Annotated in this window: 17 protein-coding genes; 10 read left to right on the top strand and 7 right to left on the bottom strand. The window is 53.4% G+C overall.

Annotated elements, in window-relative coordinates:
* Nucleotides 1–25: 25 nt before the first annotated feature.
* Both G7064_RS07670 and G7064_RS07665 read right to left on the bottom strand, forming a co-directional pair.
* Nucleotides 26–637 (bottom strand): redoxin domain-containing protein, encoded by a 612-nt coding sequence (locus tag G7064_RS07670; RefSeq protein WP_166073135.1) that lies wholly within the window; start codon nt 635–637, stop codon nt 26–28.
* 87 nt (nt 638–724) lie between these two features.
* On the bottom strand, nt 725–1,306 hold the full coding sequence (locus G7064_RS07665; RefSeq protein WP_166073134.1) for a 4'-phosphopantetheinyl transferase superfamily protein: 582 nt from the start codon (nt 1,304–1,306) through the stop codon (nt 725–727).
* Nucleotides 1,307–1,612: 306 nt separating this feature from the next.
* Between G7064_RS07665 and G7064_RS07660 the strand changes: the two genes are divergently transcribed.
* The 3 genes from G7064_RS07660 (at nt 1,613) to folB (ending at nt 4,234) form a co-directional block, all read left to right on the top strand.
* Nucleotides 1,613–2,539, top strand: coding sequence for a WD40 repeat domain-containing protein (locus G7064_RS07660; protein WP_166073133.1), 927 nt, complete (start codon nt 1,613–1,615; stop codon nt 2,537–2,539).
* Between the two features lie 175 nt (nt 2,540–2,714).
* Nucleotides 2,715–3,725, top strand: a complete 1,011-nt coding sequence (locus G7064_RS07655; RefSeq protein WP_166073131.1) for a DivIVA domain-containing protein — start codon at nt 2,715–2,717, stop codon at nt 3,723–3,725.
* Between the two features lie 122 nt (nt 3,726–3,847).
* Nucleotides 3,848–4,234, top strand: coding sequence for a dihydroneopterin aldolase (folB, locus tag G7064_RS07650; protein ID WP_166073130.1), 387 nt, complete (start codon nt 3,848–3,850; stop codon nt 4,232–4,234).
* 95 nt (nt 4,235–4,329) lie between these two features.
* Here folB and G7064_RS07645 read toward each other — a convergent pair whose 3' ends face one another.
* Nucleotides 4,330–5,208: a YsnF/AvaK domain-containing protein gene (locus G7064_RS07645; RefSeq protein WP_166073129.1), complete on the bottom strand. Its 879-nt coding sequence runs from the start codon at nt 5,206–5,208 to the stop codon at nt 4,330–4,332.
* 58 nt (nt 5,209–5,266) lie between these two features.
* Nucleotides 5,267–5,725, bottom strand: coding sequence for a YsnF/AvaK domain-containing protein (locus G7064_RS07640; protein ID WP_205711193.1), 459 nt, complete (start codon nt 5,723–5,725; stop codon nt 5,267–5,269).
* Between the two features lie 567 nt (nt 5,726–6,292).
* On the opposite strand from G7064_RS07640, the gene G7064_RS07635 reads away from it, so the two are divergent.
* The 4 genes from G7064_RS07635 (at nt 6,293) to G7064_RS07620 (ending at nt 12,441) form a co-directional block, all read left to right on the top strand.
* Complete coding sequence (locus G7064_RS07635; RefSeq protein ID WP_133271869.1) at nt 6,293–6,715, top strand: BlaI/MecI/CopY family transcriptional regulator; 423 nt, start codon at nt 6,293–6,295, stop codon at nt 6,713–6,715.
* 46 nt (nt 6,716–6,761) lie between these two features.
* Entirely contained in the window at nt 6,762–9,308 is a 2,547-nt protein-coding gene (locus G7064_RS07630) for a M56 family metallopeptidase (protein WP_166073128.1), read from the top strand.
* 147 nt (nt 9,309–9,455) lie between these two features.
* On the top strand, nt 9,456–11,993 hold the full coding sequence (locus G7064_RS07625) for a DUF5916 domain-containing protein (RefSeq protein ID WP_166073127.1): 2,538 nt from the start codon (nt 9,456–9,458) through the stop codon (nt 11,991–11,993).
* A gap of 49 nt (nt 11,994–12,042) precedes the next feature.
* Entirely contained in the window at nt 12,043–12,441 is a 399-nt protein-coding gene (locus G7064_RS07620; RefSeq protein ID WP_166073126.1) for a VOC family protein, read from the top strand.
* Nucleotides 12,442–12,457: 16 nt separating this feature from the next.
* Here the strand turns inward: G7064_RS07620 and meaB are convergent, their stop codons facing one another.
* On the bottom strand, nt 12,458–13,435 hold the full coding sequence (gene meaB / locus G7064_RS07615) for a methylmalonyl Co-A mutase-associated GTPase MeaB (protein ID WP_166073125.1): 978 nt from the start codon (nt 13,433–13,435) through the stop codon (nt 12,458–12,460).
* A 17-nt stretch (nt 13,436–13,452) separates the two neighbouring features.
* Entirely contained in the window at nt 13,453–14,544 is a 1,092-nt protein-coding gene (locus G7064_RS07610; protein ID WP_166073124.1) for a WD40 repeat domain-containing protein, read from the bottom strand.
* A 233-nt stretch (nt 14,545–14,777) separates the two neighbouring features.
* Between G7064_RS07610 and G7064_RS07605 the strand changes: the two genes are divergently transcribed.
* Complete coding sequence (locus G7064_RS07605; protein WP_166073123.1) at nt 14,778–15,218, top strand: DUF4174 domain-containing protein; 441 nt, start codon at nt 14,778–14,780, stop codon at nt 15,216–15,218.
* A 3-nt stretch (nt 15,219–15,221) separates the two neighbouring features.
* Here the strand turns inward: G7064_RS07605 and G7064_RS07600 are convergent, their stop codons facing one another.
* Entirely contained in the window at nt 15,222–16,013 is a 792-nt protein-coding gene (locus tag G7064_RS07600) for an SDR family NAD(P)-dependent oxidoreductase (protein WP_166073122.1), read from the bottom strand.
* Nucleotides 16,014–16,179: 166 nt separating this feature from the next.
* Between G7064_RS07600 and G7064_RS07595 the strand changes: the two genes are divergently transcribed.
* Nucleotides 16,180–16,662, top strand: a complete 483-nt coding sequence (locus tag G7064_RS07595) for an ankyrin repeat domain-containing protein (protein WP_133271879.1) — start codon at nt 16,180–16,182, stop codon at nt 16,660–16,662.
* A gap of 97 nt (nt 16,663–16,759) precedes the next feature.
* Entirely contained in the window at nt 16,760–17,167 is a 408-nt protein-coding gene (locus G7064_RS07590) for a DoxX family protein (protein WP_133271880.1), read from the top strand.
* The last annotated feature ends 53 nt before the right edge of the window (nt 17,168–17,220 follow it).

The following is a 17,220-nucleotide window of genomic DNA, read 5'->3' as shown; positions in this document are numbered from 1 at the left end:
CTTTTTTCATGACTTATACTTAAGATTACATTCTCTTGATCAAACAGCCCGCCGCACGCTTGTCGGTTACACCTGCGGCCTTTCCAGCCAAGATATTATCCAGCACCTGCGCCACATAATGCTCCTTCGTATATGCTTCCACTTGGGCATTATCGTCGATTGCTCCTTTGTAGCGCACCACAAAGCCGTTCTCAGCGGGCTGTAGTACAAAGGCTTCTGGCGTTTTGGTAGCTCCCAGTAGGCCACTTACCTTTTGACCGGGGTCAGTCAGATAAGGATAGTCATCGGAGCCCGTGGATTTCATTTTGAGTTTGTCGGCGTCGGTGGCATCGGCCGTAGCTTCCAGGTTGATGGGCACATTGATAAACAGAAACTGCACTCCCTTGCCGCTATACGCGGCAGTCAGGGCGTTCAAACGGCTTTGATAAAGCTTGGAGAAGGCGCAGTTGGGATTCACGAATACGACCACGACGGCCTTGTTACTCGCGTAACTGCTCAGCGTAACGGTTGCGTTGGTGGGGCTCGTAAGGCTAAAGTCAGTAACGGTGCGGCCCTCTTGCGCTTTTGCCACGCTTACTGCTACAGTACAGAAAAGCAGGGCGGCGGCAGCGATAATAGAGATTCGACGAAAGAGCATGGATGGGGAGATTAGAAGGTGGAAGTGAAGCGCTAAATCTTCGTTGGAAAGATTTTTACGTCTTCAACCAGATGCAGCAAGCGAAAATCAGCCGTGCTTAGCATCTTCAACGCAATACGTTAGCATATAGTCATTTGCCAAGCGTTGATAAGAAATTCGGTGTTCGCTGCGGAAGTTTTCGAGCAGCAGGTGCCCCGTCAAAACACCTGCCTCCCGCAGCTCAAACGGGTTGAGCAACAATTGCTCTTTAAACACCACGCCCCGGCGACTATGCAGCTTATACAGCGTCTCTTTGGCACTCCAATAGAGACTATATTTTGCTAAATCGTCGCCGGCATTGGCTTGTTCCGTCTCAGCTAGAAACCGGGTCGCCAAGTGTTGCGCTTTGGGTCTTATCAGTTCAATATCTGTGCCAACGCGCCCTTGAGTGGATACAATTCCTGCTACCCACTCCCCCGAATGTGACAATGAAACCGCAAAATCAGGCAATTGCTCCAAATAAGGTCGGCCGTTAGAATCATTCACTAAAAGAGTATCGGTAGGGGTCAGTTCTCGCAAAAGCGTGTGCGTAAGCGTCCGCCCTGCCAGCCATTGCGCCTGACGGGTTAAATCGCGCGCTGCCGGCTGCTGGCCAGCATAGTAGGCCGGGTGGGGAAGAATAGAAAGCAACGCGGGGGGCGTTTCTGTGAGTTGCCACAATCCCAGCAAGGTGTGTTCGGAAAGAGGGGTGAGGGAGTGTAAGGGCATTATATGTATAAGTTTACTTTTAACCGTCACGCAGGGCCGTAGTGAAGGATCTGGCCTGCTGATGTGACGCTGCCAACCTTACTAAACACGCGAGATGCTTCGCTGCGGCTCCACGTACTCAATGAAACAAAATAGAGTATGTAGGGACGCAAGACTAGTATTGGTCGGGTACTACCTCCTGAACTAGTTAAAACTGCTGTAATTTCGCCCTAAATTTTTACCTGACTCATGCCGTTGCTTTCACGTCCGCAGGTGCAGAAACTGGCTACGCTCAGCGGCCACCGCGACTGTGTATACGCTTTAGCCGGGTCTGCCGATGAGGACCGTTTCTTTTCAGCGGGCGCCGATGGCATGGTCGCCGTGTGGAGCATCGATGACCTCACGCGCGACGGTGAGTTAGTAGCCCGAGTTGAAAACTCAGTTTACGCTCTGCGCTACTTACCCGAGCGTGAAATGCTGATACTGGGGCATAATTTTCAGGGAGTTCAAGCTATAGCATTGGCAGAAAGGAAGCTAGTGTATAGTACTGCACTGCCGCCAGCCGCCATCTTCGACTTTGCATACTCTGCGCCGCGCCAGCGCCTGTATGTGGCCCTCGGCAATGGGGTGCTGGCGGTATTACGAGCCGCTGATTTTTCCTTGGAAATGCTGGTGCCCCTCAGCGACAAAAGCTTACGTTGCCTGGCCTTGCACGAGGAGCGCGGTGAACTGGCTGTAGGGGGCAGCGACGCACTAGTACGTGTTCTGGATACTGATTCACTGGCTGTGAAGTACACACTCACCGGGCACAGCAACTCTGTATTTACAGCGGCGTACTCGCCCGATGGGCAGCAACTGCTAACCGCTGGGCGCGATGCTCACCTGCGGACGTGGGCCGTGGGGGACAATTATGCCGAAGTACGCAGCATTGTAGCCCACATGTTTACCATTAATCACCTACTGTTCAGCCCGGATGGCTTGCTGCTGGCCACATGCAGCATGGACAAGTCCATTAAAGTATGGGAAGCCGAAACCGGACGACTGCTACGGGTCGTTGACAAGGCTAGACACGCAGGCCACGGCACTTCCGTAAACAAGTTATTTTGGTCAGGCAAGCAGAATCGGGTAGTTTCGTGTAGTGACGACCGCAGCCTTGTCGTGTGGGGGCTATCCTGATGCCTGAGAGGGTAGAAGCTGAGCGGTAGGTGAAATGAAAGTGTAGTCCGTTTATAGCGCTTCAGTTACTTTCAGATACTTCCCTCGCCTTGCCCTTCGTTTCTGCCCTGTCTCCCGTTTCATCAAGGCTACTGGCATCTACTCACCAGCTTTCAGCCTATCAATCATAGCTTCCATGAAAATTACCGCTCTTGACATCCGGCAAAAAACCTTTGAAAAAGCCTTTCGGGGTGTAGACAAGGACGAAGTTCAAGCCTTTTTAGTCACGCTGTCGCAGCAGTGGGAGCGCATGGGCGATGAAAACAGGGAGCTACGCCTTAAGCTGGAGCATGCCACCCACGATGTGCAGAAAATGCGCGAAGTGGAAACCAGCCTCTACCGCACGCTCAAAACGGCCGAAGATACCGGTAACAGCATCACTGAGCAGTCGCAGCGCGATGCCGACCTGCGCATCCGCGAAGCCCAGCTCAAAGCGGATCAGCTTTTAAGCGAAGCCAAGCAGGAAGCTCGTCGGTTGGTGGAAGAAGCCACCCGCGAAGCTGAGAAAAGCGTGGCCGCCATGCGCACCGAAGTCAACAGCTTGGGCCAAGAGTGTCATCGACTAGAAACCCAGATGGAGAACCTCGTGCGCGACTTGCAGCACCTAGCCTCCGACGCGTTGGAAAAAGTAGCAAAAGCGAAAGCTCGACCTAAAACAGACGCGGCCGCTATCCTTTCGCGGGCCGAGAGCGTACAGGTAAGCAGACCCGAACCTTCATCCCAAAACGACTCTGCCATGCGTGTTTCTTCTGCTTCTATTTCGTCGGCTGCCGCAGTGGCTGGGGCATCTAGCGCCTCCCTGGGGGGCAGTTTGGCTGCCGAGCCCCGCGCCATTGGTCCCCAGCCCGGCAACTACAACCCCAAGCCCGGTCAGCAGCCTGACCCAGGTGCACCAGCCCAAACGCCGGGCCCAGAAATTCGCCCCGGCTCGCCTGATGAGAACCCCGGTAAAGCTGATCCGTCGCGCATCTATCAGCCGGAGCCTTCCCGCGTGCCCGATCCAGGCGCCCCGGATATTGAGCGCCCAGCCCCCGACATTCAACCCGTTGGCCCAGGTCATCCCGAAATTATGCCGCCTTCGCCCGCTACGCACCCCGGAATGGCCACGGCTGCTTCAACCGAAAAATCTTTCTTCGACGAGATTTAACTTAGCTTCGGCTACAACAAAGCGAAAGGCCCGCAATAGCTTGCGGGCCTTTCGCTTTGTTGTAGCCACAAATTCAGTAGTCTTACAGAAAGGCGCTACGCCATCATTAACCGCTTGCTACCATGGGACAAATCGCGCTGGAGGGTATGGAGTTTTTTGCATTTCACGGCTACTACGATGAGGAGCAGAAAATCGGGAATAAGTACGGGGTAGACCTGTATATCCAAACCGACTTGCACGCAGCCGGCGCCTCCGACAAACTCCAGGAAACCATAAATTACGAAGTGCTCTATCGCCTTGTCGCAGAAGAAATGCTGGCTCCGGCGCGGTTGCTGGAGCACGTAGGACATCGGGTAATGGATCGGATTCTAACTCAATTTCCGCACGTATATACCGTAAAAGTGTGCGTGTCGAAGTTCAATCCGCCACTGGGGGGCATTTGTCGGCGTGCGCGCATTACCCTCAAGCGCAAACGAGTGCAAAATGCCCCTCAGAACCTGGAAGGATAGAAAAGAAAGTATTTTATACTGGCTTTAAGCATAAAAAAGGCGACCATTAATTGGTCGCCTTTTTAAATAATGGATAGCTATAACTTAGAAACTGCTTACACGTCTCTATTCAGGGTATTGGGGTTGTCGGTAGTGCGGTTGGCCATCGTTGGATTATTTATCTGCTCGATATCCACTTCAGTTTTGCGCACCGTATCGCGAATGGTTTCTTCCCGCTCAGTTACCTCTTTGCCGAGGTTGATTTCTTCTACTACGCGAGCTTCTTTACCTACTACGGCGCGCTCGGCGCTTTCCGTAATTTCAATCTCACCTTCTCGGAAGGCATTGAAATCGGCTTCCGTAGCCGGACGGTTTACAGCGTGGCGCTCTACGTTCACGTGCTCTTCCCGCAGGCGCAGATGTTCCTCTACTGGGCGCTCCACAATGCGGCTGCGCACCCGTACCCCACCTGTTTGCTCTACGCGCTTCCCAACCTGTAACTGCTCTTCCATCACCTTCACTGAGCCAGTCTCATCAGTTTGGCCATTGGCCGACTGAGTGCCCGCATATGCGTTGCCAGAAGTGTTAGCCCCACCATATTGAGCAGCTACATCATCCACATCTACCGCACCATAGCTGTCGAGAAGGTCGCGAGCGCGCTCCGCTTCTTCCGCCGAGCGGGCGTGGACTGTTACCAAAGATTTGCCACTGCGCACTACGTTGGAGTAGTTGCGGGAGGTATTATCATCGTCGCCGCCAAAGAGATTGCTGAAGAAGTTGCCGATTTTGTCGCCGGCATCATCAGCAACCGCCTCGGCACGAGTGCCGGTGGTATTTGTGCTGCCACTATTGCTATAGCCGCCACTAGTCGTGCTGCCCTGATTATAAGGTGCTACGTCGACGTAGTCGCGCTGAAAACCACTCTGCTCCAGTTGCTGTACGGCGCGCTGAGCTTCAGCAACTGTGTCGAATACTCCAATTACGGTATGTGCCATCGTTCGTAAGGATTTTGGTTAGTAGAAAAATGAAGAATAGTAGGGTAATCGGTAAAGTCTAAGCTTGAATAGAAGGGTCGGTGGAAGGGGCCGTATTTGGAGCCACACGCTCCAGATGAATTTCCTCCTTCCGTAGCGTCACCTGTTGGGGGGTACGTGTTTCTGTTTGGAGTTTTGTGATGCGAACTTCCTCTACCAGGAGCAGGCGCTTCTCCACCACCAATACTTCCCGCAGAATGGGCATAACCATCGTATCGCCCTCATAGCGCACAGCGGGGGGAGTAGCCACATATTGATTAATAGCTACTCGCTCAACATTGACCTCCTCCTGAATAATGGGCACATCGATGACGCGCTCCTCCTCGTGAACTGTCTTCGATACCCGAATCCGACCGGTTTCTACCACATCCTTCCCGATTTGTAACTGCTCTTCCACTACCGGAATGGTCATGCGAGGATCAGGGGCGTGGTTGGGATCAGGCTGCTGACCTTGGAAAACATTATCAGAAGATTGCATAGGCGAGACGCTGAAATCCATGGGTGAAAGGACGTATTCAGGTCATGGATAATACGGGGTGCATCCTTATGAGTTGATTTTTGGCTAAAAAACATTATGGGTTTCATTATAAAGCTCGTCAGTAAAAGATGCTTCCTATTCATATTAATAAACATAGATATAACGATGATCTGCTGTTGATAACCGATTGAATATTAAGCTAGTACTGCCATATTTATTTTTGATTAATTCGATCTAAATCAAGTTCTTTATTCCTTGATAAGTTTAATTTTAACAATTGCTTGTATAAACTAGCCTTACTTATATCAGGCTATAATTTAATGCTAGAGTTACAGCGTACTAAGTCGAATGCTCCATACTATTCTTCTTAAATGCTATTTCACTCGGCGCGAAAAAATAGAGCAAGCACCCAGTCTTATTTTGTCGTGACATTGATAGAGTTACTGCGAGTTAAGCCATGATTCTGGGTGTCAACGAAAATATTCGTAGATAAGACTTGTTAGTACGATAAGTTTCGTATATGTTTGTCATACGAATTCCTTCGTACGTCTATAACTCCTAGAAATAATGAGCAAGCCACCCCTCCCCAAGCCTACCGAATCGGAGCTGGAGATTTTGCAGGTGCTCTGGCAGCACGGCCCCACTACCGTTCGCTTTGTAAACGACGAGCTAAACAAGAAGCGCGATGTAGGCTACACTACCACGCTGAAGCTGCTTCAGCTAATGCTGGATAAGGGCTTAGTGCTCCGTGATGATGAGAATCGCACCCATGTGTATCGGGCGGCGCTGCGCGAGGAGGAAACCCAGGGGCTGCTCATCGACCGCCTCCTGGATGCTGCTTTTGGCGGCTCGGCCCTCAAGCTAGTGGTGCAGGCCCTTGGCCACCAGCGCACCTCGCAGGCCGAGCTGGACCAGATTCGGGAGCTGCTGAACGAAATGGAAGAGCAAAAAAACACAACCGAGAAAGGAGGGACCAATGAACTGGCTTGAGCATCTTCTATCCCCAGCCGTTGTCCGGGCCCTTGGCTGGACCATTGTGCATTCATTGTGGCAAGGGGCCGTAGTAGCGCTGGCATTAGCCGGGCTGTTATTGCTGCTGCGTCAGCACACGGCGCGGATTCGTTACCGGGCGGCAGGCGTGGCACTGGTTGCGATGTTGGGCTTATCGGCGGTTACGTTTAGCCGATATTATCTGACCGACAGTTCCGATACGGAGGCAGTAGTTCCCACTGCTCTGGCTACAACAACAGATGCCCCAGCAGCTATTGCAGCTAGTCTGGGGGGCAATTTGCCGTTAGTATATGCTTTTGACAAGCGTCCTACCGCAACCGCAACCGTAGAGTCTGCTGCACCGGTTACTACATCGTGGCTGCCATACTTCGACCAGCATTTACCCCTAATTGTAACCGCTTGGCTGCTGGGCTTACTCGCCATGACACTGCGCTTTCTGGGCGGGCTGGCTTATCTGGATCGGCTTCGGCACTACCGCGTACGCCAACTGCCCGCCGTATGGCAACACCGCCTGACGGAGCTTGGTGAGCGGGCCGGGCTGCGCCGGTCGGTAACGCTGCTGGAGTCGGCGCTGGTGAAAGCGCCGCTGGTAGCGGGCCATCTACGTCCGGTTATTCTGCTGCCATTGGGCACTATATCCGGCCTAAGCCAAGCACACCTAGAAGCTATTCTGGCGCATGAGTTGGCGCATATTATTCGGCGCGATTATTTAATGAACCTTGTGCAGTCCATCACCGAGATTCTTTTTTTCTATCACCCCGGAGTCTGGTTTGTGAATGCGTGCCTGCGTACCGAGCGCGAAAATTGCTGCGACGATATGGCTACTGCTCTGTGTGGTAGCCCGCTGACGCTGGCTCATGCGCTCACCGGACTAGCCGAGCTTGGCCACGACCGCTTTTCAGCACCCCGCCTGGCGGTAGCCGCTGTTGGCCCAGATGGCTCACTGCTGAGTCGCGTGCGGCGGCTGGTACAGCGTCGTTCGGCCCCTACATTCTCTGAGGGCTTTATGGCGGCCGTAGTGGTGCTAGGGGGCATTGTACTGCTAGGCGTGAGTACGGCCTTCTCCATGGCTGATCCGCATTTCAAGAGCAGCCGCAAGAAGGAAATGGCCATGAGCAATACTTGGCGTGCTGACCTGATGCCCGGTTTGATGGTGACGCCATCTGTTGCCGAAATGCCCCCGTTGGCCCTTGCAAATTCTATGGGTCCGCTGCGCGAAACAGAACTTGTCGCTGTTAGTGACGATGATAAGGATAAAGACAAAAAGAAGCGCCGTCGGAAGGACGATAACAGCCGGGTCGTTATCATTCAGGATGGCGCGCGGGGTCGCCGCGACGCAGGAGCTGTAATACTGGAACGCGACAAAAAAGGCCGCGTAACGGAGATGTATATCAATGGCAACCGCATAGACGCCCAAGAGCTGAATGCGGCGCGAAAGATGAGCAACGACGAAGGCACGCAGGTTATTCGGCTGAAGTCTGGTCGTACGCTACGCCTGTTAGGTCGCAACGACTCGCATTTTGACTTAGACGCCAGTAATTTGAGGGTAATAGACCTAAATGCGGATGAACTACATCGGTCCACTCAGTTGCTGCGGCTCAACAACGAATCAATGGCCTTGCTTAAGCGCAACCTGAATGGAAACGTCCAGATAATTCAGGGTGAGAACGCGCGCCGCCAAGCCCTGCGGTCAGCGGAGCAAGCCTTGCGCTTGGCCGAGCAAAACGCCGATAGCGACGAGGAAAGAGATAGAATCAGGGAGCAGTTCGACAATATTCGGGAGGAGCGCGAGCGGCTGCAGGAAGCGGCCGAAGAGGAGCGTGACCGGCTACAGGAGGCCCGCGACAATCAGCAAGTCATTCGGGAGAGAAGCCAGGTTGAGCGCGATGAGCAACGAATTATTCGCGACCGTGAGCGTGCCGAGCGTGATAAAGAACGGGCCGAGCGCGATGCCCGCGTTCGTAAAACCGAGGACGGCATCATCGATGAGTTGGTGAAAGATGGATTGATCAAGGATAGAACTCGCTTCAACTTCGTGCTGACAGCCAAGGATTTGCAAGTAAATGGACAAAAGCAGTCGGAAGCTCTTTTTGTCAAATACAAGAAAATGTATGAGGAGGGCGTAGGCCGAACAATTGGTGACACAGATACCTTGACACTCAGCTACAATGGGGGGAATGTGAACCGTATTTATATGAACCGCGCTGGTTCCAGCACCAATTACAGCATTACCCCACCTCCACCGCCCGCACCACCAGTAGCTCCGGGAGCCCCTGATTTTCCAACGCCTCCAGGGGTTCCAGCACCACCGGCTCCTCCTCGTGCGCTCCGCGCCCCGCGGCCTCCACAGCCTCCCCGCGCCCCAGCCATTAATTCCGTTGATTTGGGCAACCAACTGCGGCAGGATGGGCTGATTGGGAAGAACGATAAGTCGTATCAGTTCCAGATAAATTCTACTGGCATGACCGTGAACGGCAAGCGTCAGTCGGACGAGCTGGCGGCTAAGTATCGGCAGCTGCTAGGCGAAGGCAAGAACAGCAAGTTCAATATGAACATCTCCATCCAAGAGTAGCTACAACTTCGTTTTTAATATAAAAGCCGGCTTTCTGAAGCAGAAAGCCGGCTTTTATATTAAAAAAGCCCCCCGCGGCAACTCTCGTCTGGCTTTGTGCATCTATTGGCTTATCGACGGGGAATCCCGGTTTTACCTTTACATTTTATGCTGCGAATTTTACTTTGTTGGTGTTTAGGATTCATCACATACGTGACTGTAGGGCAGAATTTGCCCCCCACAGCACCTACGCCTAAAGCCAATGCAGCGCCCAAGCGCCAGCTTCAAGCCGTTCGCATCACACAGCCTATTAAGCTCGATGGCCAACTCGATGAAGCCCAATGGCAGGAAGCACCCGCAGCCACCGATTTTATTCAGAATCGGCCGAACCCTGGCCCGCATGAGAAGAACAAGACCGAAGTGCGGGTGCTGTACGATGATGCCGCGCTATATGTGGGCGCCGTGATGCACGAGTCATCTGCCGACTCTATCATGCGGGAGTTGACCGCCCGCGACGACCTCGGTAATACCGACTTTATCGCCATTTTCCTCGATACCTATAACGATAAGCTCAACGGCTACAGCTTCTTTATCACGCCAGGTGGCGTGCAACTGGATGCCCGCTATTCGCCCGCCAGTGGCGAAGATTTTGCGTGGAATGCCGTGTGGGATGCGCGTACGGCCCTACGTGGTACCGATTGGGTAGTTGAAATGCGTATTCCGTACTCGGCCATTCGCTTTAGCGCCGTACCCGAGCAGCTCTGGGGACTCAACTTTATGCGCCGGCGGAAGCGCGATAATCAAGATTTTTTCTGGAATGAAGTAAAGCCCGAAGCCGATGGCTTTGTGAATCAATGGGGTCAATTGCAAGGCATCCGCGACATTAAGCCGCCGCTGCGCCTGTCGCTCACGCCCTATGTATCCACCTATCTCAACCATTATCCTTACCAGGAGCAGGGCGTGCGCAACACAAGCTTCTCTTTTAATGGCGGCGCCGACATCAAGTACGGCATCAACGAAAGCTTCACCCTCGATGCAACGCTGGTACCCGACTTCGGCCAAACCCAGAGCGACAACGTGGTACTCAACCTCACGCCTTTTGAGGTGCAGTACAACGAAAACCGCCAGTTTTTTACGGAGGGCACGGAGCTATTTACTAAAGGCAACCTCTTTTACTCCCGTCGGGTAGGAGCCCAGCCGGTGGGCTTTTACGCCGTCAATGGGCAGCTTGGCAAAGGTGAACAACTAGTGAAAAACCCTGGCGAAACTCGCTTACTGAATGCTGCCAAAATATCCGGTCGCACGAGTAAAGGACTAGGCATCGGGTTGTTCAATGCTTTATCTAACGATGTGTACGCCACCGTGCGCGACAGCACCGGGCAGGAGCGCGACGTGCTGACCCAGCCTTTTTCGAACTACAATATTGTAGTGCTGGATCAAAGCCTGAAGAATAATTCCTACGTGAGCTTGATCAATACCAACGTCACGCGCTGGGGTAAGACTTACGACGCCAACGTGACTGGGGGGCTTTTTCGCTTTGCTGACAAGAAGAACGCCTATGCCATTGATGGGCAAGTGGTGTACTCACGTCGCCGCGGCAAGTCTTTTGCCTCAGATAATGACGTAAATAACCAAGATGGCTTTAAATATCAGGTGGGCGTGGGCAAAATCAGTGGCAACTTCACTTGGAAAGTAAGCCACGGCATCGAATCCGATACCTACGACTCCAACGACTTAGGCCTACTGCTCAGCAACAACAGCATCCAGCAATCCATCGACTTCAACTATAACAAATACAAGCCCTTCTGGAAGGTGAATAACCTGTATACCTACTGGGGCGTCAGCAATCAGGTGTTGTACAAGCCCCGGCGCTATCGGAGCGTGCAGCTGTACGGAGGCGGCAACACTACTTTCACGAAGAGTTTTATGACAGTAGGGGCTGAATTTGACGCTGCCCCACGCCGCCACGATTACTTCGAGCCGCGCGTATCCCCACTCGGCCGCCTGTACGTACGGTTGCCCGCCAACGTGGGCGGTAACATGTTCATCTCATCGGATTACCGCAAAAAACTGGCGTACGACGTGAGCGTTTCTGGGCGCTACTACGCTCAGGACCGAGGCCGTCCGAACCGTACGGGCCTCGGCATAGGTATTAGTCCGCGCTATCGGGTCAATAACCAACTTACCTTTCGCTATGACCTAAGTTGGAGCAAGCAAGACAACCAGATTGGGTACGCTGGTGGCATGAGCAGCCAGGAACCTCTGGACGAGCTTTATCTGGACGAGTCGGTGCTGGGCCGGCGTCGCGTGGTTACCGTAACTAACACAGTTTCGGGGTCTTACACGTTCAATAACCGCATGTCGTTCACTATTCGCACGCGTCACTACACGAGCAACGTGCATTACTACGACTACCTGCGGCTGCTAGAGAAGGGTCAGGAAGAAGCCATCGACTACCGCCGCAACCGCGACACGAGCTTCAACGCCTTCAACGTGGATGCCGTGTACTCGTGGTGGTTTGCGCCCGGCTCCCAGATCAGCATAGTGTGGAAAAATGCTGGCTCCAGCTTCCTTACTGCCGACAAAGCCACCCCGCTTTACTTCGATAATCTGACCAATACCGTAAATACGCCTCACAGCAATTCTTTGTCGATTAAAGTGTTGTACTACCTTGATTATCTGATGCTGAAGCGTAAGACTATCTAACCAAGTAAAAGACGCGTACTCTTGCTTTTTTTTTGCCCCCCAGCCACTTATGCCACAGTATATCGGCGCCATCACTCTGCTCGTTCGTGATTACGACGAAGCCATCGCGTTTTACACGGATAAGTTGGGTTTTGAGCTGATAGAAAATACGGACTTGGGACACGGGAAACGCTGGGTGGTGGTAGCGCCGCCGCAATCCTCATCTGCTAGGTTGCTGCTGGCTCAGGCTGCTACTGAGGAACAGGTTCGTCAAGTTGGTAATCAGGCGGGTGGGCGCGTGTTCCTGTTTCTCCACACCGATGATTTTGCCCGGGATTATACCCTATATCGGGAGCGCGGTGTACAGTTTCTAGAAGAGCCCCGGCACGAAAGCTACGGCAGCGTCGCTGTGTTTGAGGACTGCTATGGCAACAAATGGGACTTACTAGAGCAGCGTATCGCTTCCTGATAAGCTGAGATTTTCACTACAATTCCAGCAGTTCGGCAGCAGCGCCGAAGGGGGATTTTTTGCCCCCCATTACTTGCTCCCGCACCTCATTCAGGTGCTTTTGCACGCGTGGGTTAGCGTAGAAGCGCTCTTCCAATTCCTGTCGGATGGCCTCGTGCAGCCAGTGCAGATTTTGCTCCTGCCGCCGTTGCTGAAAGTACCCGCTGGCCTGCATTTGCGTCTGGTACTGCTCTATTATTTCCCAGACTTCGGCAACGCCAGCACCTGTCAGAGCCGAGCTGGTTGTTACCACGGGGGCCCAGCCGGAAGTAGCTTTTGGAAAAAGGTGAAGAGCATTCTGGTATTCACGGCGGGCACGACGGGCTGCTAACTCGTTGCCTGCGTCGGCTTTGGTGATGGTCACCGCATCGGCCATTTCCATAATGCCCTTTTTGATGCCTTGCAGCTCGTCGCCGGCACCGGCCAGCATGAGCAGCAGAAAAAAGTCGACCATACCGTGCACAGCGGTTTCACTTTGGCCTACGCCTACCGTTTCTACAAAAACGACGTCGTGTCCGGCTGCTTCGCACAAGAGCATGGCCGCGCGGGTGCTGCGCGTAACGCCCCCCAAGGAGCTGCCCGCCGGCGATGGCCGAATGTAAGCCGCTGAATGGGCTGCCAGCTCACTCATGCGGGTTTTGTCGCCGAGTATGCTGCCGCCGCTGCGTTGGCTGGTAGGATCTACGGCCAGCACGGCCAGCTTCTTGCCTAGCTTATTTACCAGATACAGCCCCAGTGCTTCGATAAATGTGCTTTTTCCCACGCCCGGTACGCCAGTTATGCCAACTCGTATCGAGTGGCCCGCCTGTGGCATAACCGCGTCGAGGACTTGCTGAGCGAGCTGTTGATCGGTGGCCAAGGTGCTTTCCGCCAGCGTAATGGCGCGGCTCAGCACCACGCGGTTGCCGGCCTGAATACCCGCCACATACTCGTCTACGGTGAAGCGTTTGGCCATAGGTGCTGGATCTGCCCTTACTTGACGATGAAATTGGGCAGGCCAAACTTACTACGTTTGCCCCCCAGACTGATACCATCGTCTTTGTAGCCACAGGCTAAGCCCGCCGCATTCGGGTTTTCGATGACTCCCAAAAAAGGGTTGTCTTCGCGGGCCACGTAGATTTTGCCATCCGGCCCCCGCTGAAGCGCCCCGATTTTGCGGTTCTTGGAATCCCCTATTTTGGTGGCTTTGTTGGTCTTCAAATCGAACTGCCAGATTTGGGCTGCCCCGCCACCGGTGCCGTTATTGGTGCCATAGAGCTTGCTGCCATCGGGTGAGAACTCCACGCCGTAGGCTTCCTCATAAGGGCCAAATTGCCGCGGCTTGCTCACCAAGCCTGTTGTGCGGTCGAAGTCAAAAACTTCGAACTTGTTGCTTTCGCGCCAGATGGCGGCGGCCAGCTTGTTGCCATCCGGTGAGAACTTCATACAGCCAATAGCATTGCGGCCGGGGCCGGCGTGCATCGTGCCCACGTTGCTTAAAATCGGCTTGGTTTGAACGCCATCGGCCGTAACGAGGTAAGCCACAAAGGCGTTAGAATTCCAGCGGTGACCTACTACCCATACGTCGCGGCCGTTTTGGTGACGCACCGCCGCCAGCTTTTCAGCTACGGGTGAAATGAGCAGCAAATTGGCGCGTGGTACATCGCCGAGGCCATTGTCGCGGGTCATGTCCACTACGGAATAGCGCATGCCACCGGGCCGGCCCTGAAAGTCGGTGGTAAACACGTAGAACACGTTGCCGCTGCCGGGATCGGGCACAATCAGAACGCCTTGTGTGCTTTCCTGCCCGCCCATCAGCTTGCGACCATTGGGCATGGGCTGGTGCTGGCGGTTAAAAATTGTACCTCCATTGGTATAAAACAGCAGTTGGCCACTTTTGGTAGTGGCCACGGCGCAGTTCTCGTAGCTCACCATTTTGCTGTCGAGAAGGGGAGTGGGCTTGCCTTGCGCAAAGCTTAGCCCCGCCATATTACCGAAATACCAGATAGATTGCTCAGCCTGAGCCCAAGCCGGAGCACTTGTAAGCAGGCTTACAAATAAGAGCAGAAAAGGAAGTCGTTTCATAGGGTGGCAAAGCGCCGGAGCAGGTATGATTATGGGCGCTATTAGAAGGAAAACGGAATTTCGTGCCAAGGTAATATAGCTAGCGGTGGGAGAGCCCCACGAAAACCCACAACGAAAAGTAACAGACACGCCGCTTACGGAGTTTGAATACGAGCTGGGGGCTTTTTTGCAGTCCGTCGAACACAAAAAAGCCCCCCAATCAATGTTCTAGCTTCACATCTTCCGTATTGCTCATGCTCCGGTCCATTCTTCTCGTGTTATTAGTCAGTGGCTTTGCATTAGGCACGTTAGCCCAAAAGCCTTCTGCAAAGCCCTCGTTGCCAGAGAGAATAAAAGCTCAGCGGTGGCAAAAACGAGTGGTTGTCCTCTACGCGCCCACGGCCGAATCGGTGGAGCTCAAGCAGCAAAAGGCAAGCATGACTTCCGCCGAAGCCCAAGTAGAAGCCCGCGATATACTCATCATTGAAGCTATTGAAACCAACTTGAGTCCCACCGAAAAGCAGTATGTGCGCCAGACGCTGGATGTCGAGCCGAGCGGCTTTGCCGTGGTGCTGATTGGTAAAGACGGTGGCGTAAAGCGTAAAGAAACCAAGCCAATCGACCCCAAAGCCCTGTTTGAAACCATTGATACGATGCCCATGCGCCGCCAAGAAATGCGTACCAAAGGCGAGTAGGCTCTAGCCAATGCTCCGTATCACGCCGCCATCTACCCGTACGGAAGCCCCATTCGTAGCCGAGGCGAGCGGACTAGCCAAGTACACCACCATATTGGCTACTTCCTCCGGCGTGGCAAAGCGCTGAAGCAAGGATGAGGGCCGGTCGTTCTGAAAGAAATCATGCTCAGCTTCTTCCTTCGATTTCCCTTCAGCCGATAATTTTTGTAGAAAGTCCTCTACGCCCTCGGAAGCCGTGGGGCCAGGCAGCACGGAGTTTACCGTTACATTGGTGCCTTTGGTCAGTTCGGCCAGACCACGAGCCACGCCAAGTTGGGCCGTTTTGGTGGTGCCGTAATGAATCATTTCCTGCGGAATCTGCAGGCCCGACTCGCTGGAAATAAATAGAATGCGCCCCCAATTCTGAGCAACCATAAGCGGGAAATACTGGCGCGACAGCCGCACCCCGCTCATTACGTTTATTTCAAAAAATCGCATCCAATCCTCATCAGTGATATCAGCGAACTCCTGGGGGGCAAAAATGCCGACGTTGTTCACCAAGATATCCACTGTGGGTACTTCATGCAGCAAGTGCTGTATTTCGTCGGCGCGCCCAAAGTCGACGGCTACGCCGCGCACTTGGGCTGTAGGTGTTTGGGCCAAAATAGCCGACGTGGCTGCCTGAATCCGGGCTTCGGTACGACCTGTAAGGATGACGTGCGCGCCTTCTGCTGCCAGCTGTTGGGCAATAGCCAAGCCGATGCCAGCGGTAGAGCCAGTTACTAAAGCAATTTTATTCGTGAGTTGCAGATCCATTCTTGTGTTGAGTATAAAGTGAGAGGCTTTAAACCAGTGAGCGTTTATTTTGTATGTTAATCTTTACGGTTGTCAGCCGAGATGGACGCTTCTGATGGCGTCAGCCAACTTGGCGCTGCAATCGTATTGACTTCGTGCCTTTTCTTACAACTCACTTATTGCCCATATGTCATTTTCCTCTGCCCGCCCCGAAGATTTATTGTTTGATGCTGCCCGCCGGGGCGATGTTGCTTATCTGAAAGAACTGATTGCCACCAACATCGACGTGAATACGGTGAATGGGAAAGGCTTCACTCCACTAATCGTAGCTGCCTACGATGATCAACTGGAAGCTGTTCAGCTTTTGCTTGAGGCGGGCGCTGATGTGGATGTGCAGGATGCTGGCGGCAACAATGCCCTGATGGGTGTCTGCTTCAAAGGCCACGCCGAGGTGGCCAGCCTGCTAATAGCGAATGGCGCCGATCTGAACCTACAAAATGGCAATGGAGGTACCGCGCTGATGTTTGCCACGCTATTTGGGCGCAACAAACTCGTGAAACTCATGCTCGACGCCGGCGCCGATACTACCATTCGGGATATCAGGGGCCTTACCGCACTAGATCTGGCTGTGCAGCAGGGCAATGAGGAGGCTTTGCAACTGCTGCAATAACTGTTGAGCCACTTTACTGTCTATTCGCCGTATAACCCGAAATTGCTTCCGACACGTTCGTGCTGAAGCCAATACTGAGGGTATACATATTCCACTTATGGACAGCTTAGCCAGATTTGCCCCCCACATTTATGCCTTGCTTCGTATTGTGGTAGGCTTACTTTTCGCGATGCATGGCAGCCAGAAGCTGCTAGGATTTCCCGGTGATAAACCGCCCGTGGAAATTGCTTCGCTCATGGGCCTTGCCGGAATAATAGAGCTGGTTGGTGGCCTCCTTATTGCCTTTGGTTTCCTGACGCGCATTGCTGCTTTTATTGCCAGTGGCACTATGGCGGTGGCTTACTTTATGGCCCACGCACCGCAAGCAAGCCTTCCTATTATCAATCAGGGAGAGCTAGCGGTTGTGTACTGCTTCTTGTTTCTGTATATCGCCGCGCAAGGCTCCGGACCTTGGAGCCTTGATAATATGCTACGAAAGGATCGGCGTGACGTATTGCCGCGATAAGAGCTATACCTTGTAGTATCAGTCTCAACTAATACCTGATCTAAAAAGGGAGC

The sequence above is a fragment of the Hymenobacter sp. HDW8 genome (assembly GCF_011305775.1).
GTDB classification, from domain to species: domain Bacteria; phylum Bacteroidota; class Bacteroidia; order Cytophagales; family Hymenobacteraceae; genus Hymenobacter; species Hymenobacter radiodurans.
Note: the sequence above shows the minus strand (reverse complement) of the source record. Positions and strands in the feature narration are given on the sequence as shown.